The sequence below is a fragment of the Microcoleus sp. S36a_B3 genome (assembly GCF_036700745.1).
In the GTDB taxonomy this organism is placed as follows: Bacteria; Cyanobacteriota; Cyanobacteriia; order Cyanobacteriales; family Microcoleaceae; genus Microcoleus.
On record NZ_JAUBPN010000009.1, the window covers coordinates 40,258 to 61,230 of the forward strand.

Genomic DNA, 20,973 nt, shown 5'->3' on the forward strand with positions numbered 1-20,973 from the left:
TAACTGGAGATGATATTATCCACAAAAGTGTTATAATAGTTTGTTGAGCTTGAAAACCTAGATTTTTTATTTGCCTGCAATTCGCCATGACTGTTAAACCCCGCCGCTATCACATCACTACTTTCGGATGCCAGATGAATAAAGCCGACTCGGAACGGATGGCCGGCATTCTGGAAAATATGGGCTTTGAGTTCTCGGAAGACCCGAACGACGCTAGCTTGATTCTCTACAATACTTGCACGATTCGCGATAATGCTGAACAAAGAGTTTATTCTAACCTGGGAAGGCAAGCTCATCGCAAGCGCAAAGAACCTGGTTTGACTTTAGTTGTGGCTGGATGCGTGGCGCAGCAGGAAGGTGAAGCGCTGCTTCGCAGAGTGCCGGAATTGGATTTAGTAATGGGGCCGCAACACGCTAACCGACTCGAAGATTTGCTGGAAGAAGTTTTTCAGGGAAATCAAGTTGTGGCGACTGAAGCTGTTGAGATTATGGAGGATATTACTAAGCCTCGCCGCGACAGTAAGGTGACTGCTTGGGTGAATGTAATTTATGGCTGCAACGAACGCTGCACTTATTGTGTTGTGCCGAATGTTCGCGGGGTTGAACAGTCGCGAATGCCGGAGGCTATTCGGGCAGAAATGGAGGAGTTGGGCCGTCAAGGTTACAAGGAAGTAACTTTGTTGGGGCAAAATATTGATGCTTACGGACGCGATTTGCCGGGGACGAAACCGGACGGTAGCAACCAGCATACTTTGACGGATTTGCTTTATTTTGTGCAGGATGTTCCTGGGGTCGATCGCCTCAGATTTGCTACTAGCCACCCGCGCTATTTTAATGAAAGATTGATTAAGGCTTGTGCGGAGTTGCCGCAGGTTTGCGAACATTTTCATGTGCCTTTTCAGTCGGGAGATAATGATATTTTGAAGGCGATGTCGCGGGGTTATACTCAGGAGAAGTACCGCCGGATTGTTGATATGATTCGCGGTTATATGCCGGATGCTTCGATTACTGCTGATGCGATTGTGGGTTTTCCGGGGGAGACGGAGGCGCAGTTTGAGAAGACTCTGAAGTTGATCGAAGATGTTGGTTTTGATTTGGTGAATACGGCGGCTTATTCGCCTCGCCCGGGAACGCCTGCTGCTTTGTGGGAAAATCAGTTGAGTGAGGAGGTGAAGGCCGATCGCCTGCAACGGATCAATCATGTAGTCACAACAACGGCGATGGAACGATCGCAGCGCTATTTCGGACGCACTGAGGAGGTTTTGGTGGAAGTTCAGAATCTTAAGGATTCAAGTCAGGTGATGGGACGCACTCGCGGCAATCGCCTCACTTTTTTTAAAGGCGATATTGCACAGTTGGCTGGTAAAATTGTGGGGGTTAAAATTACAGATATTCGCGCTTTTAGTTTGACTGGGGAAATGTTATAAGGGCTTTGACAAAACTTCCCAAAAACCTCTATTATGTTGTAGGGTGCGCCCGCAAGCACCTTACAGAAAGATTAGTTCGATCGCTCGGAATGCGAGTCCTTGTTATGGATGCAGACTAAAGTCCTCACTACGAACCTTGTTTGGTGGCGGAGGGTTAAATTGAGTTAATTTATATTAAGAAAAGAGGGTTTAAGTTCATGACACAAAGTTCAGAATTTGACGAACAACAGTCTGCTTCACAAGCAGATTTGCCGCAGCCAAACGAAGACGGAGAATATACAAGAACTTCGCACCAATATTGGGAAGTGGTAGATTCTGACCCGAACGGCCTCAACTGCCGCATGGGTTCTCATTCGATTCGGGAAATCGAAGATCCGGGGAGCAAGATAGATTTAAATATTGGCAGTTGGCCTGTTGTTGGTACTTTGAAACAAGGGCAGAATTTTGAAATCTATCTCGGCCCTAGCGGATTGGGGGTTTTGTATGACGATCGACATAAACCTTGGTTTTTTGTGGCAAAAAGTGAGGGCGTCGGCGGGCCGAGTAATTGTTTTGTTCGGGCTCGCAGCAGTTTTGTGAAACCTATACAGCCGGAGTAGCTATAGCTGATAGTAGCCCAAGTTTCCTTACCCTCGATTCTCACTTGCTGTCTCATACTTCCTGGCCTAGCTGCGCTAAGTGCGTGTATATTTGTCAAAAAGTACCGGGAGTATTGAAAAATGACGAAGATGCGGATCGGGTTACTCTTCGGCGGGCGATCGGGCGAACATGAAGTCTCGATTAGTTCGGCGCGGGCGATCGCCCGTGCCCTCGCTGCTGATGCAAATGCCTCTAAATACGAAGTTCTGCCCTTTTACATCCAAAAAGACGGCCGCTGGCTGTCGGGCGCGACACCCCAACAAGTTTTAGAAACAGGAAAATTTCTGGAAATAGAGTCGCAAACAGCACAAGGAGAACCCGAAAACTCTACTTTGTCTTCTCCACTGCCGCAATTTCCTAATTTTAATTCCGTAGATGTTTGGTTCCCGGTTTTGCACGGGCCCAACGGCGAAGACGGTACGGTGCAAGGGTTGCTTAAATTATTGCAAATTCCTTTTGTCGGTTCCGGGGTTTTGGGATCGGCGCTGGGAATGGATAAAATTGCGATGAAAATGGCTTTTGCTCAAGTTGGTTTGCCGCAGGTAAAATATGTCGCTGTCAACCGTTCCGATATTTGGTCTAATCCTTGCGTTTTCCCCAAACTGTGCGACAAAATTGAGGAAAGTTTGGGTTATCCTTGCTTTGTAAAACCCGCGAATTTGGGTTCGTCTGTGGGAATTTCTAAGGCTCGATCGCGCGCTGAATTAGAAGCGGCCCTCGACAGCGCTGCCAGCTACGACAGGCGGATAATTGTGGAAGCGGGTGTGGTGGCTAGAGAGTTAGAATGTGCGGTTTTGGGCAATGACAACCCAAAAGCTTCTACGGTGGGAGAAATTACTTTTAAAAGCGATTTCTACGACTATGAAACTAAATATGCTGAGGGACAATCCGATTGCTCAATCCCGGCAAAAGTTAGCGATGCGATCGCCTCGCAAATTCAAGAAATGGCAGTTCAAGCGTTTTTGGCTGTAGACGCAGCCGGTTTAGCGCGAGTAGATTTTTTCTACATTGAATCGACGGGAGAAGTTTTGATTAATGAAATTAATACTTTCCCAGGTTTTACAGCTACCAGTATGTATCCTCAAATGTGGGCGGCGGACGGCATTCCTTTTCCAGAATTAGTAGATTGTTTAATTCAATTAGCTCTCGAACGGCACGGGAAAAAAGGTTGAATCGCGAGTCGCTATCCTGTTTTGGTAGCAACAGCAAAAAGTAAGTTATTCCGCAGGTAATATATTTATACTGGCGGAAACGATATAAGATGGTTCTGGCAGGCAATGCCTGCCAGCAGCTCAATTTCTGCGGCTGGTCGAGCAACTGATGATTTTCTGCAGGCTGGTATAAATAAATTCAACATAAAATGGTTGACCCAGAACCGCGAATAGCAGTGTCAATCTCGCATCAGGCATCTCCAATTTTAACTGGGTTAACTTAGATGAGACGTTTCACTCAACTGTCGCATTGGTGGACTTACGGATTGTTCTTTCCGCTAACGGTACTCAACTGCTGGTTAGCGCTGCTGGTTTTTGAATATTTTCGGGCCCTGATTACCGTTTTGGTAGTCGCTACAGTGTTCTCTTTTTTGCTAGATTATCCGGTGCGCTTTCTCCGCAGATATGGTTTGAAGCGCGATCGGGCAGTTTTGTCGGTATTGTTTTTGACTTTACTGATATTAGTGGTTTTAACTATCACTCTGGCTCCTATTTTGCTCAATCAAGTCACTGAACTCGCCACGAGGCTGCCAACTTGGATAGTTTCTGGGACGCAACAGATTGAAGCATTTAACAAGTGGGTGGAAAATCGAAATCTCCGCATTGATATTACCAGTTTAACTGCTCAATTGAACGATCGACTTTCAGCTCAATTGCAGTTTCTCACGGGCGAAATCCTCAAATTTGGTTTGGGTGCGGCAGACAGTGCCGTGAATTTTCTCCTGACAATAGTCCTGACATTTTACTTGCTCTTGCACGGCGATCGCCTGTGGGAAGGATTATTTAAGTGGCTACCTTCCAAACTGAGCTTGCAATTGCGACTGTTGCTGGCGCGAAGTTTCCACAACTACTTCGTCGGCCAAGCAACTTTGGCGGGTTTGATGGGACTATCGATGACTGTGGCTTTTTTAATTTTACGAGTTCCCTTCGGCTTGCTGTTCGGTTTGGGTGTGGGTGTAATGACGATGATTCCCTTCGGGGCACCTTTTAGTATTTGCGTTGTCAGTTTGCTGATTACATTAAACAACTTTTGGCTTGGTGTCACAGTTTTAGCTGTTGCTACCATAATCGATCAAGTCATTGAAAGCGGGGTAGCTCCTCGGTTATTAGGCGGTTTTATCGGCTTGAATCCCGTGTGGATTTTAGTGTCGCTGCTAATAGGGGTGAAAGTTGCGGGATTAGCAGGTTTGATAGTTGCGGTGCCGATGGCCGGTTTTATTAAGAATGCTGTTGATGCTTGGGAAATTTCTAGGCACAAATCGATGGAAATTGATGAGGTTAATGCTATTGAACCTATGGAGCAATAATACTATTTTAGATTTGAGATTTTAAAATTGGGAACGATCTCGCAGCCCGTAAAATAACCCCGATCGCCTTTGCAGTCAAGACTCAGGTTTTGACTGCAAACTAATTTAATTGCAGTCGCGACCGCTAAGTTGACAAAACTGATTCGATGAAGATTTCTTCCGAGAAAATACGGAATATGCGGGTCGGCTACCGTAGTATGTATTATCGCATTTAGGTGGCAATTGGCCAGTGCTGACAAAAGATCGCCCTTGCAAACAGCAATCAGCCATTAGCCGGGTACAGTCCGGTTTCTACCCCACCCTGTAGGGTAAACCCTACCAGGCAAGTAGATCTAACAAATGCTTGAATTAAAATTATAGAGCATTGAGTTGTAAGTTAGTTACACGGTAGTGCTAAAAATGCAAAACGATAATTATAAGTCTCGCCCATTTTCCAACCATATCAATACTATGTCAAGCAAAAATATGCCTAATCAAACTCAGCTTTCTCGCAAGTTTTCTATGCCCAAAAAACTTGCTTTTTTATCTCTAATTTTGATCGGCTCCACCGCAACTGTCGGCTGCAATGCCCTAACTTCTTCACTTCCCGGCTCTTCTAACGCCATCAAAGCTGAACCTGCAAATGCTGCATCGCCAATCTCAGGATTCCCGGCAAATATACTGCCTTCTCAAGACTCAAATTTTGTGAGTAAAGTGGTGCAGGAGGTCGGGCCTGCAGTGGTGCGAATCGATTCTTCTCGCACGGTGAAAACCCAACAGCCTGATGTTTTGAACGATCCGTTTTTCCGCCGCTTTTTCGGGCCGGACTCTCAGGTACCGCAGGGAAATCGGGTAGAACGAGGCTCCGGTTCGGGTTTTGTTTTTGGTTCCGACGGTCGCATTTTGACTAATGCTCACGTTGTTGACGGTGCCGATACGGTGACGGTAAAACTGAAGGACGGTCGCGAATTTGTGGGCAAAGTTTTAGGGGTAGATACAGTTACTGATGTGGCTGTTGTGAAAATTGAAGCTAACAATTTGCCTGTGGTGAGTTTGGGCAAATCTGAAGAGTTACTGCCGGGAGAATGGGCGATCGCGATCGGCAATCCCCTCGGTTTGGACAATACCGTGACTGTGGGGATTATTAGCGCTACAGGCCGTTCTAGCGCCGATGTCGGCGTTCCCGACAAGCGCGTCAGCTTTATTCAAACCGATGCCGCCATCAATCCCGGCAACTCCGGTGGCCCGTTGCTGAACCAGCGCGGTCAAGTTATTGGCATGAATACGGCGATTATTCAAGGTGCCCAAGGATTGGGTTTTGCGATTCCGATCGATCGGGCGCAACAAATTGCCGACCAATTAGTAAGCACCGGAAAAGCCGAACATCCTTATCTCGGCGTTCGGATGTTGAGCATTACCCCCCAAATCAAGGCAGAATTCAATAAAAATCCCAACCCTAAATTGAAGCTGACTGACGATAAAGGCGTGTTAGTTCTGGGAGTTGCGAAAGATTCTCCGGCCTCACAAGCGGGAGTTCGCGTTGCCGACGTGATTAAGAAAATTAACGGTTCAGAAGTAACTGATGCTGGCAGCGTACAGCAAATTGTCGAAAAAAGTAAAGTAGGCACTGATATGCAGCTTGAGTTGAGTCGCGGCGGGCAACCGGTGACTGTGGCGGTGAAAGCTGGTGCTTTTCCGGCCGATATGAAGCAGTAGAATGGTTGATATTTCAGGTTGAGTTAAGCCAGGGATTTTAGGTCTCTGGCTTAACTTTTAAGCTTTTTCGAGGGGCGGGTTTATAACATTTCTGGCAAAAGATAAGGGATTGACCGATCGATCGCTCAATCCATCAATCCCCCAATCTGTAATTTCAACTTGTAACTTACCTTTTTGACAAAGGCTATAAACGGAGAGGGAGGGATTCGAACCCTCGTTAAGTTGCCCTAAACACACTTTCCAGGCGTGCGCCTTCAACCGCTCGGCCACCTCTCCAGGACTAAATTTATTCATTTAGCCACAGCTAAACTATATTAGCAGAACAAATCAGATTTGGGAAGGGGTAAGGGCATAAATTTGTTGTTTAATGTGGGTAGGGTGTCACGCGGGGCGGATAGAATTCTCCTCGCCGTAGCGCAAACCCATTGATATCAAGGATTTTGCCTGCCAAACCCGAATCTAAAATCTAAAATCTAAAATCTAAAATTCCATGACTCGTTCTTACACCATTAAAATTCATAACAGACAGACAGGCGATCGCCACACAGTGCGAGTACCCGAAGACCGCTACATCCTCCAAAGCGCGGAAAACCAAGGAGTAGAATTGCCTTTTTCCTGTCGCAACGGCGCTTGTACCGCCTGTGCGGTGCGCGTCAAGTCGGGGGAACTGCACCAGCCTGAAGCAATGGGGCTTTCTGTGGAACTGCAAAAAGAAGGTTATGCTTTGCTGTGCGTCTGCTATCCCCGTTCTAACATTGAGGTAGAGACGCAAGACGAAGACGAAGTTTATGAATTGCAATTTGGTCGCTATTTCGGTAAAGGTAAGGTTAGAGTTGGTTTGCCCTTGGATGAAGAATGATCTCAAATCCGGTAGCGGAATTATACCAGAGCGAGCCGATCGCGGGCGAGACATCACTACAAGGGAAAATTTATTACGAAACAGAAAACTTTTATTTTCCCTGCCAAAGTATAGCTTCCCTCAATTGCCAATTGCCAATTCCCCATTCCCAATTAATAATGCTGCTTTATCGGTTATTTGCGATCGCCCTTTGCGTGTTGTTAGCTAGCTGCCAAAAACCAGAAATGCCCCAAGGTACGATCGCCAAAGTAGAAAGAATCCTCAGCGGGCAAACAATCGAAGTTATCAGCACAGCCGACAAAATCGCCTTATTAGAACAAATCAGACTGATTGGTATTGATGCACCAGATTTTCAACAGCAACCTTGGGGAGAAGCAGCCAAACAAAGATTAGAACAACTAATTGGGGGGAAACAAGTATTGTTAGAATCCGACATCGCAGAAAAAGACCAGTTCGATCGCAAATTAGCTTATTTGTGGCAAAATGGAATTTTGCTCAACGAACAGCTAGTCAAAGAAGGTTATGTTTTGGCATCAGGGCGATCGCGCAACACGAAATATCAACAGCGACTCCTAAACGCTCAAGAATGGGCGAGACTCATGGGTAAAGGCCTGTGGAATCCAGAACGAGCTTTGCGCCAAACACCCGCAGAATTTCGCCAACAAAATCAGCAGAAATAGTCAGTTGACAGTTGACAGTTGACAGTTGACAGTTGACAGTTGACAGTTGGCATTAGGATTATTCTTCCCTCTTTCTTAGCGTCCTTCGCGTCTTCGCGGTTCGTTCTTCCCTCTTCCTTCTTTCCTCTTCCTTCTTCCTTCTTCCCTCTTCCTTCTTCCTTCTTCCCAATGACAGACAATCAACTGCAAAACTACTTAGAAATAGCAACCGAAGCAGCCCTGGCCGCCGGTGCCGTCCTGCAATCTTTCTGCGGTAAATTAGAAAATATTCAAGAAAAAGGTCGATCGGGCGATTTAGTCACAGAAGCCGACAAAGCCTCAGAAGCCGTCATCTTAGAAATTCTCGGCCGCCACGTACCCGAACACGCCATCCTCGCGGAAGAATCGGGTTCATTAGGGAATGCAGCTAGCAAATACCTGTGGGCGATCGACCCTTTGGACGGTACAACCAATTATGCTCACCAATATCCTTTTTACGCCGTGTCGATCGGACTTTTAATCGACGGTATACCACAAATTGGCGTAATTTACGACCCTTCTCATAACGAATTGTTTCGCGCAGCTAAAGGATTGGGCGCAACCTGTAACCGTTCGGCGATCGCAGTTTCGCAAAGCTCAGAATTGAGAAATAGCTTGCTAGTGACCGGCTTTGCCTACGATCGGCGCTCCACAGCAGATAATAACTATGCCGAATTCTGTCACCTCACCCACCTCACCCAAGGCGTGCGGCGCAGCGGTTCCGCAGCCCTAGACCTAGCACATACAGCCTGCGGGCGATTGGACGGATACTGGGAACGGGGACTCTCCCCTTGGGACGTAGCAGCCGGCGTACTCATCGTCTCCGAAGCCGGAGGTCAAGTTACAGCCTATGATGGCGGTGCCTTTGAGATGAACTCTGGTCGAGTTTTGGCCACCAACGGCAAAATACACGCCGAACTAAGCGGTGCACTGCTGTCAGTTCCTCCCTTATCTTCATGGAAGTAGCGTTTCGACAGCAAGGGATCGGGGGTAATACGGGGGTCACAACCCCTTAAGTCAAGCTACATTAAAGGATAGTGAAAAGCCAGGAAAGCGAGAGTAAAAGTTATGTCTTTTGAAATGACAAAAGGGTTGTTCAAGTACGATTTTACGGATCAGCACGCAATTTTGGGAGTTCCTTTAGACGCCGAGTTTAACGACATCCGCAAGCGCTACATGAAAATTGCCCGACGCTTGCATTCGGATACTTGCTCTTTTGAAAGCCAAGCCGATAAAGATTGGGCCAACCAATTTTTGTCAAAAGTGGTCAATCCGGCCTACAATAAATTCTCCAAAGAAAGCGATCGCAAAGAATACAGCTTGCTGTTAGCAGCCATTAGTAAGCGTGTCCTTAAAGAACAAGGAAAAATGCACATCGAAAGTGCAGCAGCTAAAGAGTTAACTACCGCTAAAAATTTGGAAGAAGCTTACAAAACAGCAGTTAGCAAACTCGCTCTCAAGCAGTACGAATCTGTTGAGGAAACGCAAGATGCGATCGCTCAAATTAGCGAACTAAACATGGTTTATTTGCTGCGAAAAGAGCGCTTGGGCGGTGCGGTTGGAACCGGTTCATCTGAAAAAGTCACAACCCCAACCCCAACCCCAACCCCAACCCCAACCCCAACCCCAACTCCAACCCCAACCCCAACTCCAACCCCAACTCCAGTAATAGACACGCATATCGAGCCCTATTGCCGCCGAGCTCAAGGATTTATGGACAGCAAAAATTACGCTAAAGCAAGTTTGGAGTTGAGGGAAGCCCTGAAGCGCGCTCCAAAACACAGCAAGGCTCACGCTATGTTAGCAATGTGTTACTTTGAGCAAAATCAAGCGACAATGGCGAAACTTGAGATGAACAAAGCTTTGGCATCAAATCCTGAAGAACCGACGGCTTTGGAGGTTAAGAAAAAGCTCGAACAAGCTGCCTCAAAAGCCAAAAAAGGTGAAGAGAAACCAGGATTTTTTGCAAGTTTGTTTAGCGGGAAGAAGAAGTGAGAAGTTGTGAGTTGTGAGTCAGGAATATTTAGAAATTGGTAAACTGCTCAGCAGTGAAGCGATCTTGCTCAAAAGCATCAAGAGTTGGTGATATCACATCCGATCGCACTGACGGGGAAAATGATTATTCCCATGCAAACCAAAACGCGATCACGCCTTAATTTGTTAAAGTCGAAGGTTAAGCTTGCCTGCTTCGACTTTAACACCGTCCCTCAAGCTAAGCTTCTAAGCCCAATCTAAAATCTAAAATCTAAAATCGATATGACACCTTAATTTGTTAAAGTCGAATGTTAGGCTTGCCACGTTCGACTTTAACACCGTCCCTCAAGCTAAGCTTCTAAGCCCAATCTAAAATCTAAAGTCTAAACTCTAAAATTGATATGGTTCACCAACCCCCATCGGGTGCAAGAGATTTATTGCCCCTTGACGTTGCTCAAAAAATTTCGATCGAACGGCGCTTGCAGCAGGTGTTTCACCGCTGGGGCTATCACCGGATTATTACCTCTACTCTAGAAAGGCTGGAGACATTGATGGCTGGGGGCGCGATCGACCGATCGACCTTAATTCAACTCCAAGATGCCGAAGATGGAGAACTCGGCTTGCGGCCAGAATTGACAGCATCCATCGCCAGGGCGGCTGCGATGCGGATGTCCGGGACGCGCTGGCAGCCCCAGCGCCTCTACTACAACGCCAACGTCTTCCGCAAAGGAACAGATACGGGTTCCGGCGGGCAACAGGAGTTCTATCAAGCCGGGGTAGAACTCCTCGGCGCGGGGGGAAGCGTTGCGGATGCAGAAGTGCTGCTGCTGCTGTCTGAGTGCTTGCAAAACCTAGAAATTGATGACTGGCATTTGGTGCTGGGAGAAGCGGGCTTGACAGCAACATTGCTAGAACCGTTTGCGCCAAACGTGCGGCAAAAAGTGCGCCACGCGATCGCCAATCTCGATCGAATAGCCTTGGAAACCTTGCCGCTTTCTGACGAATTGCGAGAAAGAGCTCTGCTGTTATTTGACTTGCGCGGCCGCCCAGAAGATGTATTAGAGATTGTGGCGAAGCTGGATTTGGATGTACCACAGCAAGCCGCATTAAATGAACTCAAAAGTGCGATCGAACTGCTGGAAAAATGTCAAGCAAAAATCCCCAATTTAAAATCTCACATCCACCTCGATTTGAGTTTAATTCAAACCTTTGACTACTACACTGGAATAGTGTTTGAAGTTGTCAGCAGCAGCAAAAGCGGACAGCGAGTTTTAGGACAAGGCGGGCGGTACGATCGACTGTTGGGACTGTTCGACCCCCAAGGCCAAAACTCCCCCGGCATCGGGTTTTGTCTAAATATCGAAGATTTGCACCAAGTTTTGTTGACAGAAGGTCAATTGCCCGCAGAGACGGCAGCCAGCGAATGGTTGGTTGTGCCTCAAACTCCTGAAGCAGCCGCAGCAGCCTTTGATTATGCCCGCAAACTCAGAGAGTCCAGTCCCCCAATCCGGGTAGAGATAGATTTAGAGAATAGGGAAAACGAAGAGGCGGCGCGGGAATATGCGCGCGATCGTAGAATTGGTCAAATTGCCTGGGTAAATGCCGAAGGCGCTGCAACAATTGAAACAGTAAATTAAGCTCGATTGTCAAGCTAACTCCTAACATCACGTCCCCCCAATTAGTTATAACAAAGACGGTTCGTAGGGCGGAATTAAGTCCGCAAAAAACAGGTTCATAGTGCGGAATTAAATCCGCAAAAAATTGGTTCGTAGTGAGGACTTTAGTCAGCCAAAAACCATCTTGACCAAAGTCATCACAACGAACCAATTGTATTGTTGTAATTAGACAGACATGATATAATGTCAAATCTAAAAACTAAAAACTAAAAACTAAAATAGAAACATGGCGCACACTATCGTTACAAATATCTGCGAAGGAGTTGCTGATTGTGTCGGCGCTTGTCCGGTGGCTTGCATTCACCCAGGCCCTGGCAAAAACGTCAAAGGCACCGATTGGTATTGGATTGATTTTGATACCTGCATAGACTGCGGCATTTGTCTGCAAGTCTGTCCAGTCGAAAATGCGATCGTCCCAGACGAACGGCCCGAATTGCAGCAAACACCAACTTGATACCAATCACCCGTAATGTCGTTTCCGGTTGCATCGGAATGATTTAACCGGCGCTAGAACACAGAGGACACAGAGAGAGAGAATAGAGATATGAATAATTCCGATGCTACCGGATTTGATATAAGGCGTGGATTGCACACCCTACAGTTACAAATTATGCGTACATTGTACACATAGATCAACCAGTAGGGTGTGCGCGGCCCACCATAGATTCACGAATTATACACACACTTACATCAACTTCTTCTCTTCCCTTCTCCTCTCTTCCTTCGCGTCCTTAGCGTCTTCGCGGTTCATTTAAAAAAAGCCTAAAATAAAATGCAAAAAATCGCACTTACCCCCGCACACCTGTTATCAATCCGCACCCACGGCAAAAGCGCTTATCCAGAAGAATGCTGCGGTTTATTGTTAGGTACGATCGCAGAAAGTGTGAAAACTGTAGTAGAAGTTGTGCCGACTGACAACGCTTGGAGTGCCGAAGCTGAAGAGAATCGGCCAGAACAAAAAGAATTGACAGAACAACGCAGATATGCTATTAGACCTGAAGATATGTTGCGGGCTATGAAACACGCGCGCGATCGCAATTTAGACATCATCGGCATATACCATTCTCACACAGATTGTCCGGCAGTGCCCTCGGAGTGCGATCGCACATTGGCATGGGCCCAATACTCATACATCATAGTGTCCGTCCGACAAGGCAGTTCACAAGACCTCCGCAGTTGGGTTCTCGACTCCGAGGGCTACTTTCAAGCAGAGGAAATTGTCGCAGTCGAACCGACTCAGATTAAGAAATAGTTAGTAAAAATAACAAACACGCAAAAATGCGAAAAATTTAGATAGGATATAATTCAAAATCGGCCTATAACAGAATATCATGCTAAATCCTAATCTGGACGAGATCCAGCTCAACAAACAAGAATACGAACGCTACTCTCGCCACCTCATCCTCCCAGAAGTTGGATTGGAAGGGCAGAAGCGCCTCAAAGCAGCCAGCATACTCTGCATCGGTACGGGAGGACTCGGTTCGCCGCTGTTGCTGTATTTAGCAGCAGCCGGTGTTGGCCGCATTGGGATTGTAGACTTTGATGTTGTAGACCATTCCAACTTGCAGCGCCAAGTAATCCACGGCACTTCTTGGGTTGGGAAGCCGAAGATTGATTCGGCAAAAAATCGGATTTTAGAAATTAATCCTTTTTGTCAAGTTGATTTGTACAATACTCACGTTAGTTCCGAAAATGCGATCGGCATTGCCACTCCCTACGATATCATCATCGACGGCACGGACAACTTCCCGACTCGCTATTTGATGAACGACGTTGCAGTCCTGTTAAACAAACCCAACATCTACGGTTCCATCTTCCGATTTGAAGGACAAGCCACAGTTTTTAACTACCAAGGTGGCCCGAATTACCGCGATTTGTACCCTGAACCCCCCCCTCCAGGGATGGTTCCTTCCTGTGCCGAAGGTGGCGTTTTAGGCGTTTTGTGCGGCATTATCGGTTCTATCCAAGCAACGGAAGCTATCAAAATTATCTTGGGTCAAGGCACAACCTTGAGCGGCAGATTGTTGCTTTACAATGCCCTAGAAATGACATTCCGCGAATTGAAACTGCGGCCGAATCCAGTGCGCCCCGTAATTGAAAAGTTAATCGATTACGAACAATTCTGCGGCATTCCTCAAGCTAAAGACCAGGAAGCGCAAGAACAACAGCAAATTCCTGAGATGACTGTCACCGAACTTAAAAAGTTAATCGATAGCGGTGCGAAGGATTTTGTACTGTTAGATGTTCGCAATCCTAACGAGTATCAAATTGGTCAAATTCCTGGGTCAGTTTTGGTGCCTTTACCGGATATCGAACACGGCGAAGGTGTTGCAAAAGTCAAGGAATTGTTGAACGGGCATCGCTTGATTGCACATTGCAAAATGGGCGGGCGTTCTGCGAAGGCCTTGGGCATTTTGAAGGAAGCCGGAATTGAGGGGATTAATGTTAAGGGCGGGATTAATGCTTGGAGTCAAGAAGTAGATTCGTCTGTTCCTCAATATTAAGCTCAATCTTGTTGTGGGGCGGGTAATTTGCCCGCCGCACTGCGAACTGTTTTTGTGATGGTAATCGATCGGATATGATATGAAAAGGTCGATCGACCTTGCAAATCCCAAATCCCAGATAGCCAAATATTTCCCCCCAATAACTCAAGGAAATTAAGAGCAATTAAACAGAAATTTTATTTAATCAAATACGCTCAGTCGCAAAGCTTTAGCTATGTGTTCCAATAGAAATAAGCCCCCGACAGAATTTCCCTCTCGATCTAGGGGCGGACTGTAACAGCCGATCGCACCCTCGCCCGGAATTACCGAAAGCATTGCCCCGCTAACTCCCGACTTGGCCGGCAGTCCCACCCGCAGCGCAAAACGACCGGATGCTTCATACAAACCGCAAGTAGCCATCAGTGCTTTGACAGTGCGGCAGTTTTCCCAAAGTGCTTCGTCACTCTTTACCAGCACCATTCCCAGCTTAGCCAAATCCTCCACATTTCCCGACAAACAACAAACTCGATTGTAGGTTTCTAAGGCAATTTCGGCGTTTTGCAGATAACCAAATTTGAGCATTGCTAAGGCGAGATCCCGATTATTTTGATTCCGCTTTTGATTGACTGAATCCAGCATTAACTCCTCAACAAATAACTGACTGTTTGCTTGTTGGTTCAGCCAAGTTTGCAAGTTTTGACAGCGCGCCACAGCATTGTTACCGGGAATCAGAGACGCTAGGGCGATCGCCCCGCTATTAATCATCGGATTTCTCGGCTTTCCTCCATCTATTTCCAGTTGAGTCAGCGAATTGAAAGGCATTGCCGAAGGATCGCACCCCACGCAGTCAAAAACCGTTTTTTCGCCCAATTCGCACAGCAAATAAAGCAGCACCAAGGGCTTGACTGCGCTCATCAGCGGGAATGTTTGAGCAATGCTGCCCCAGCTCAAAATGTTACCGTCAATTGCCCGAATTTGCACGGCCAACCATTCTTTTTCGGCTTCCGCAAGCAGAGGTACGTATGCGGGGACTTGACCGGATTTACTGCGATTAATTGCCTCTTTTGCCCAAGCTGCCAGTTGTTCTGGTTGCAGGGAAGATAGTTTGCTAGTGGATTTTTTCACTGTCGATTAAGTCCGTAGGCGCAAATATAGCGGTTCTCAAACGTGGTGAGGATAGCCCAATGCCCATAGCCTCATGCCCAATGCCCTATGCCCTATGCCGCTCGCGTACCTCATATGAGAGCTCGAAAGGCTATATGTATTTTCAAGCTTCATCTACATTTAGAGCGTTTGAAAAGTGAAATGAGCAGTCTCGACGGGCTTTTCATACCATTGTCAAAAAAACCATGCAACAGCAGACAAATGTTAAACCCTTATACAGTAAGTCATTCCTCATCGGGACTGGAAAATATAAAAATGAAAATTATCTGAGTCCGAAATCTGCTTCTTAAAATAATTGCGCCAGTTGAGACATTGCAAGAAACTGGGTTTCTGACACGACATCAACCAAGCTCTGCTTTAAATGTGTTGACATTTTCATCGGCGCGGAGATAATAAATTTATTGACAATTTTTGAGAAAAAATCTGTCTTTGCATAAAAACCTCTCTTTCACCCAGATATATAATAAGCAGCTTGGCTGACAGCGCTGTGACCCACAACCAACCAGCAGTAACTTGAAAGGCCTTCAGGTTCTTCTGTTTAATCCCCAGCCAGGGGCGGGGTGCATATTCAACTTAATTCTTTCAGAGTTCGTGGAATCCGGCCCGGAAAACCCCCGAACCTTTAAGAATGACTACCCAACCGGATCTACCAAAATCAGGACAAAACAATGCCAGATGAAGCGAAAGCAGAAGCACCAAAACCCGCTCCCATGATTTTTAAGGGTGTGTGCAAGGACGGAGTTCTCAAAGGTAAAGAAATCGAAGGCAAACTAGACATCAAAATCAACGTTGAGTCTGTCACAACCCCACCAGCCCCCCCCCAAAAAAAATCCGAGTGGGAGGCACCTATATTTTGGGCGGTGTTCTTATTAACTGCCAACTTTGCCGTCGGCGACCCCGCAGGACTCAGAAATTACAGCTCCCCACAAAGGCCTCATTCTCACGAGATGTTAAACCAATCTGGGGAGCAGTCGCTGTTGCCTAAGAAAAACACCAGCAACTTGCCAATTTAGGCTCTGGGAGCCTGCCAGCCGCGCATATAGTAATAAAAAGACCCGAAATATTCATCGAATACTCGCGTCGTAGTTACCAAAGCTTCTGCATTAGGCAGAAAATCTGCCGCGTCTAAGCGCAGTCTCGATTTCCCTCCTGACACGGGCTGGTAAGTGTAGAAGTCGGTAGCCCTGGGAATCACCTGGATACCCATATTTGCAAAAGCTAGGCTGGCACGGCGCATCTGAATCGCAGATGTTACCAGGATTACTTTACGCCCAACGCCGCGGCTATCGAGGATTTTTCTCACTTCCTCGGCGCTGGTGCGTATGTTGCGGCCGTTATCGTCAAGAACGATACTGGTGCGCGGCACGCCCATGTTGGTGGCCAGCAAAGTCTTGATATCCTTAGCTTCGCCAGTAGAATTCTGTAAATCTGCTCTGGGCGCGGCGGTAACAATCACCAAAGGTGCTAATTGTTTTTTGTACAAAACGGCAGCGTAGGGCAGGCGATTGCCTGTCTCTGCCATTTGAATCGCTTCTTGGTTGGCGGTGTGGCCGTTAGTCGTTCCCTTACCGAGGAGGACGATCGCCGCTGCTGTTTCGTCGCAGCAAACTGTGCGAGCAGCCGCATCCCGTTCAGCTTGATCGGCGAACCAGTAAGCGACAACTGGCATACTCGAAAGGATCAAAACTAGCAGTGCTGCCAGGATCATTCTCGGTGCCGGGTTGCGGATGCCCCCGTTAGTAATCAGCGCCGATGCAATCACCAGCAGGGTGATCGAAAAACCAAGCGGCTTAAAGAAGAAGGCTATGAGGCCGAAAATCGCTGCTCCGACTGGCGTGTCTGGCGCGAAAAAAGCCAGGAACAAAAGGCTGATCAGCAGCAAAACGCGCAGCCTGTCTATTAACGGATTGTCTTTGCCTCCTGATTGATCCCACCACGATTTGATCAGTGAGAAGAGGAGGAATAGAAATAGAATGCGAGCTAAAAGTTCTGGCATCTTGCAATATTCTGTGTCTTCATAAATTAGTACGGAAGTCTGGAAACGATCGCGCATTTAGCTGCGCGAGGAAATACTGGTATCGGTGGTTTTTAATTTTTGCCAATAACCCAGTCCGATCACATTTCTCAGAAAGGTTCGATTCCCCTCAGCTCTCAACTATGGGTTGCAGGCTGCAAGCCCGCTACTTCCAGTCAATCGATTGAAGAATTGAATAATTTTAGATTTTAGATTGACTCCACAGATAAATCTTGGAGCTGGCACTTCGCTCTAAAATGTTAGAATCTCCAAACAAGATAGTCGGGACACGGTACCCGTTTTGGGGCGGGTTACAGATTGCTGAGAGTTAATTGGTAATTGATAATTGGTAATGGTTGATTGGTAATTGCTAATGGAGCGAGCCAGCAGCCTGTAAAATTGGTAATTCCAGCCTGCTTTCTGCTGCCTGCTATTTTCCCATTATCTGTTACCCATTTACCAATCCCAATTTATAGGCGTTTCAGTTGATTCCGAATTGCCTGCGTTACCGTTTGAATTACTTTAACACGAGCATAATACTTGTTATCGGCCGCAATTAGCGTCCAGGGAGCTGTCGGCGTGCTGGTGCGCTGAATCATTTGATTTACCGCCACTTCATAATAATTCCACTTTTCTCGATTCCGCCAATCTTCTTGAGTGAGTTTGTATTGTTTAAATGGATTATTTTGTCGGTCTGTAAACCGCTTTAGTTCCTCGTCGGGACTGATGTGCAGCCAGAATTTAACTAAGACACAACCGAAACTGGTGAGTTGCTCCTCAAATTCGTTGATTTCCTGGTAAGCTCGACGCCATTCGAGTTCGGTGGCAAATCCTTCGACTCGTTCGACGAGCACTCTACCATACCAACTGCGATCGTAAATGCTGATTTTACCAGCAGTCGGCAACTCCCGCCAGAAGCGCCAGAGATAGTGGTGAGCTTTTTCTTCGTCCGTCGGCGCAGCAAAGGCATTGACGGAGTAACTGCGGGGGTCTAGGATGTCCGTCAAACGTTTGATCGCACCTCCTTTACCGGCCGCATCCCAACCTTCAAACAGCACTAAAACGGGGATTTCCTTTTCGTGGATGCTTTGTTGCAGTTCGCCAAAACTCGTTTGTGCTTCGCGAAGTTCGTGTTTGTATTCGTCTGGCGACAAGGATAGAGTTAAATTTACTTGGGCGAGCAAGTCTGGTTCGGTGGGTTGCAACTTTTCTTGAGGCGGCAGTTTCAGGGGTGCAGATTGCGCTGGCTGTGTGTCTAAGGCTTCTGTAATTTTGGCTGCCATTTGCGTTAAAACTTTGACTCTCGCCCAGCGCTGACAGTCGCCTTCTACTAGCGTCCAAGGTGCCGGGCCCGTGCCGGTTTGAGTTATCATTTCTTCGGCCAAAGTTGTGTATTCTTGATATTTTTTGGCTTGTTTCCAATCTTCCGGCCGCACTCGCCAAGCTTGTAAAGTATCGTCTTCTAGTTTTTTGAGCCGATGTTTGAGTTCTTTTTTGCTCAGATGAATCCAAAATTTGGCAATTGCCGCGCCGTCGTTTACCATCATTCGCTCGAAGGCGTTGATTTGTCTGATGATTGTCGGTACTTCGGCCTCGGAGACTCTCTCGAACAACCGGTCTTCTAAAAGATGAGTGTACCAACTGTGATAAAAAAAGCCAATCCGACCGCGGGCTGGGAGTTTCTGCCAAAACCGCCACAGAAAAGGATAGTCCATTTCTGCCTCTGACGGCGGCCAAATCGGGTGCACGGTAAAGCCGCGCGGGTCCATGTAACCCACCATTTTTTTGACGAGTGCGCCTTTGCCCGCAGCGGCCCAGCCTTCGAGTACGATGATTACGGGCATTTTTTTTTCCCAGCAGGTTTGTTGGAGCGATCGCAACTGCTGCATTAAAACTTCGATTTTGGTCTCATAGGTTTCTTTATCCAGCGAAATATCTAAATCGAGGTTGTCAAGCATATTTACCTCACACAAATCCCAGAAAGCAGTTTAACGTCAGTTTAACGTTCGGATAAAGTTAAATCTTCAAGTCTGGCAAAAAGTTATCAAAACTATACTTACGAACGCTTCAAAGCGCGCTGCTTCTGCCGTCTAAACCAGGATCGGGCTAATACTAACAAAACTCCCCTCAGATCGAAGTTGCCAAAAAAAACCTGAGCGGTTATAGTTGACTTAGGGAACTTTTTAAGAACTTCAACTGTTCCCCTCCCCCGATCGGGTGAGTTAAAAGAAGCAGCAACAAATTCTTGAAAGAGGATTTGTTGTAAGATAGAGCAAAAGTAAAAATCAACTACCCGGTGGGGGTGAAAACTTCTTTACTTAGCTGCATTAAATTTATTTAAACAACAGTTACTTAAGCACCAGCTTTGATAACTTCGAGGACGCTGCTTGCAAAGGTTGGGCGTTCCTCTAACCACAGACTTCAATAAAAAAAACTGCCCAAATGGGCTAACCAATTTTTATGATTGCGCTATGAGATAAAACCTGAAAGCCTGGGTGATATAAACAGGTTTATGAGTTTTATCAACATCATTCTCTAATAATAAAATCAGTTGAGGTGCGGACTGCTGCAGCCCCAAAAAAACATTGATTTATTGTGTAACAGGCTTTCTGGCCTCTTACATCCTAAATAGATTTTTTGTGGAACAGCCATCTTGACTGTTACTGACATTTGTGCAAAATGTCAGAATTACTCTACTCATTTGCCAATACCGATTAACAGGAACATTCCGAAATTACGGATTGTAAGTTTTTTATGAATATCTTGACAACACGCTCCTATAAGGGCGAAAGTGACTGGCGCGCGATCGCAAATTTAATAGATGATTGCGAAACAGTCGATCGACTAGGCGAAGAAGTTTCAGCAACTGAACTAAAGCTGATCCTTGACGCCCCCCAACTCGACAAAGCCCGCGATGTCCAATTGTGGGAAGACGGTAACTGCAAACTCATCGGTTTGGCACTGTTAGATATGCCAGATTCCACCGATGAAATAGAAGCTTGTCTCTGGTTTTACGTGCATCCAAATGTACGGGGTGAAGGCTTAGAAAAAGACATAATTAAATGGGGAGAAACACGCCTGGGCGAAGTAGGAAAAAAATGCAATTTGCCCGCAAAATTGCACACCTACAGCCGTGAGGATAAAACCGATCTGATGCTACTGTTAGAGAAACAGGGCTTTGAAGTCGATCGCTATTTTCTCACAATGGCGCGATCGCTCGCCGAACCCATTCCCACACCCGAATTTCCCGCAGACTTTGCGCTGACACACGTATCGGGAGAACAAGACATCCAACCCTGGGTAGAAATGTTCAACCAGTCATTTATCGATCACTGGAACCACCACGATTTAACTGCCGAAATCGTGCGCTACTGGATGCAAGACGAAAATTATCAGCCGGAATTAGATTTAATTGCTGTTTCGGGCGATCGTAAATTTGCAGCTTTCTGCGACTGTCAAATCAAACCCCAAAAAAATCCCTGCAGCGGCACAAAAGACGGCTGGATTGAACTATTGGGAACGCGGCGCGACTTTCGGAAAATGGGTTTAGGAAAAGCAATGTTGTTAGCCGGATTGCATACCTTAAAAGCAGCGGGTGCAAATACCGCTAAACTCAGCGTCGATGCTGACAGTTTGACAGGCGCGACAAAGCTTTATGAATCAGTCGGTTTCCGCCTGATGGAAACTTGGCAATCGTGGGCAAAAGCCGTCTAAACTCATACTTATATCAATTCCGGTTGCATCGGAATAATAAAATCGAGTCAACAGTCAACAGTCAACAGTCAACAGTCAACAGTTACCAGCCAGTAGGGGCGGTGGATGGTGC

At 46.7% G+C, this 20,973-nt stretch carries 19 protein-coding genes and 1 tRNA gene; 15 read left to right on the forward strand and 5 right to left on the reverse strand.

Annotated elements, in window-relative coordinates; translation table 11 throughout:
- Nucleotides 1-86: 86 nt before the first annotated feature.
- The 5 genes from miaB (at nt 87) to QUA01_RS12380 (ending at nt 6,279) form a co-directional block, all read left to right on the forward strand.
- Nucleotides 87-1,427 carry a tRNA (N6-isopentenyl adenosine(37)-C2)-methylthiotransferase MiaB gene (gene miaB, locus QUA01_RS12360; RefSeq protein ID WP_333086850.1) on the forward strand — a complete coding sequence of 447 codons (1,341 nt, stop codon included), beginning with the start codon at nt 87-89 and terminating at the stop codon, nt 1,425-1,427.
- A gap of 197 nt (nt 1,428-1,624) precedes the next feature.
- The gene (locus tag QUA01_RS12365) at nt 1,625-2,026 is read left to right on the forward strand and encodes a hypothetical protein (RefSeq protein WP_333086851.1); all 402 of its coding nucleotides are present in this window, start codon (nt 1,625-1,627) and stop codon (nt 2,024-2,026) included.
- A 120-nt stretch (nt 2,027-2,146) separates the two neighbouring features.
- Nucleotides 2,147-3,238 carry a D-alanine--D-alanine ligase family protein gene (locus QUA01_RS12370; RefSeq protein ID WP_333086852.1) on the forward strand — a complete coding sequence of 364 codons (1,092 nt, stop codon included), beginning with the start codon at nt 2,147-2,149 and terminating at the stop codon, nt 3,236-3,238.
- Between the two features lie 263 nt (nt 3,239-3,501).
- Nucleotides 3,502-4,584, forward strand: coding sequence for an AI-2E family transporter (locus QUA01_RS12375; protein WP_194065742.1), 1,083 nt, complete (start codon nt 3,502-3,504; stop codon nt 4,582-4,584).
- A gap of 465 nt (nt 4,585-5,049) precedes the next feature.
- Nucleotides 5,050-6,279 (forward strand): HhoA/HhoB/HtrA family serine endopeptidase, encoded by a 1,230-nt coding sequence (locus tag QUA01_RS12380; protein WP_333086853.1) that lies wholly within the window; start codon nt 5,050-5,052, stop codon nt 6,277-6,279.
- 191 nt (nt 6,280-6,470) lie between these two features.
- Here QUA01_RS12380 and QUA01_RS12385 read toward each other — a convergent pair.
- Nucleotides 6,471-6,555 (reverse strand) — tRNA-Ser (locus QUA01_RS12385).
- Between the two features lie 214 nt (nt 6,556-6,769).
- On the opposite strand from QUA01_RS12385, the gene QUA01_RS12390 reads away from it, so the two are divergent.
- Both QUA01_RS12390 and QUA01_RS12395 read left to right on the forward strand, forming a co-directional pair.
- Nucleotides 6,770-7,138, forward strand: coding sequence for a 2Fe-2S iron-sulfur cluster-binding protein (locus QUA01_RS12390; protein WP_194012927.1), 369 nt, complete (start codon nt 6,770-6,772; stop codon nt 7,136-7,138).
- Nucleotides 7,135-7,818 carry a thermonuclease family protein gene (locus QUA01_RS12395; protein WP_333086855.1) on the forward strand — a complete coding sequence of 228 codons (684 nt, stop codon included), beginning with the start codon at nt 7,135-7,137 and terminating at the stop codon, nt 7,816-7,818. The genes QUA01_RS12390 and QUA01_RS12395 overlap by 4 nt, the downstream gene beginning before the upstream one ends.
- Here the strand turns inward: QUA01_RS12395 and QUA01_RS12400 are convergent.
- Nucleotides 7,806-7,997, reverse strand: coding sequence for a hypothetical protein (locus QUA01_RS12400; RefSeq protein WP_333086856.1), 192 nt, complete (start codon nt 7,995-7,997; stop codon nt 7,806-7,808). The two genes, QUA01_RS12395 and QUA01_RS12400, sit on opposite strands and share 13 nt — an antisense overlap.
- Here QUA01_RS12400 and QUA01_RS12405 point away from each other — a divergent pair.
- From QUA01_RS12405 to moeB, 6 genes are all read left to right on the forward strand, one after another.
- Nucleotides 7,987-8,802, forward strand: a complete 816-nt coding sequence (locus tag QUA01_RS12405) for an inositol monophosphatase family protein (RefSeq protein WP_333086857.1) — start codon at nt 7,987-7,989, stop codon at nt 8,800-8,802. The two genes, QUA01_RS12400 and QUA01_RS12405, sit on opposite strands and share 11 nt — an antisense overlap.
- 102 nt (nt 8,803-8,904) lie before the next feature.
- A complete protein-coding gene (locus QUA01_RS12410; protein ID WP_333086858.1) occupies nt 8,905-9,831 on the forward strand; it encodes a J domain-containing protein in 927 nt (308 codons plus the stop codon).
- A gap of 380 nt (nt 9,832-10,211) precedes the next feature.
- Nucleotides 10,212-11,447, forward strand: a complete 1,236-nt coding sequence (locus tag QUA01_RS12415; RefSeq protein WP_333086861.1) for an ATP phosphoribosyltransferase regulatory subunit — start codon at nt 10,212-10,214, stop codon at nt 11,445-11,447.
- 265 nt (nt 11,448-11,712) lie between these two features.
- A complete protein-coding gene (locus tag QUA01_RS12420) occupies nt 11,713-11,940 on the forward strand; it encodes an indolepyruvate ferredoxin oxidoreductase subunit alpha (protein WP_194010874.1) in 228 nt (75 codons plus the stop codon).
- Nucleotides 11,941-12,258: 318 nt separating this feature from the next.
- The gene (locus QUA01_RS12425) at nt 12,259-12,738 is read left to right on the forward strand and encodes a M67 family metallopeptidase (RefSeq protein WP_333086862.1); all 480 of its coding nucleotides are present in this window, start codon (nt 12,259-12,261) and stop codon (nt 12,736-12,738) included.
- A gap of 79 nt (nt 12,739-12,817) precedes the next feature.
- A complete protein-coding gene (moeB, locus tag QUA01_RS12430) occupies nt 12,818-13,990 on the forward strand; it encodes a molybdopterin-synthase adenylyltransferase MoeB (protein ID WP_333086863.1) in 1,173 nt (390 codons plus the stop codon).
- A gap of 180 nt (nt 13,991-14,170) precedes the next feature.
- Here the strand turns inward: moeB and glsA are convergent, their stop codons facing one another.
- Nucleotides 14,171-15,094: a glutaminase A gene (gene glsA / locus QUA01_RS12435; RefSeq protein ID WP_333086864.1), complete on the reverse strand. Its 924-nt coding sequence runs from the start codon at nt 15,092-15,094 to the stop codon at nt 14,171-14,173.
- Nucleotides 15,095-15,801: 707 nt separating this feature from the next.
- Here glsA and QUA01_RS12440 point away from each other — a divergent pair.
- The gene (locus tag QUA01_RS12440; protein ID WP_333086865.1) at nt 15,802-16,146 is read left to right on the forward strand and encodes a hypothetical protein; all 345 of its coding nucleotides are present in this window, start codon (nt 15,802-15,804) and stop codon (nt 16,144-16,146) included.
- Here QUA01_RS12440 and QUA01_RS12445 read toward each other — a convergent pair.
- Together QUA01_RS12445 and pap are read right to left on the reverse strand one after the other, a co-directional pair.
- The gene (locus tag QUA01_RS12445) at nt 16,143-17,186 is read right to left on the reverse strand and encodes a YdcF family protein (protein WP_228049704.1); all 1,044 of its coding nucleotides are present in this window, start codon (nt 17,184-17,186) and stop codon (nt 16,143-16,145) included. The two genes, QUA01_RS12440 and QUA01_RS12445, sit on opposite strands and share 4 nt — an antisense overlap.
- 431 nt (nt 17,187-17,617) lie before the next feature.
- A complete protein-coding gene (gene pap, locus QUA01_RS12450; RefSeq protein ID WP_333086866.1) occupies nt 17,618-19,105 on the reverse strand; it encodes a polyphosphate:AMP phosphotransferase in 1,488 nt (495 codons plus the stop codon).
- Between the two features lie 796 nt (nt 19,106-19,901).
- Between pap and QUA01_RS12455 the strand changes: the two genes are divergently transcribed.
- Nucleotides 19,902-20,861: a GNAT family N-acetyltransferase gene (locus QUA01_RS12455; RefSeq protein WP_333086867.1), complete on the forward strand. Its 960-nt coding sequence runs from the start codon at nt 19,902-19,904 to the stop codon at nt 20,859-20,861.
- The last annotated feature ends 112 nt before the right edge of the window (nt 20,862-20,973 follow it).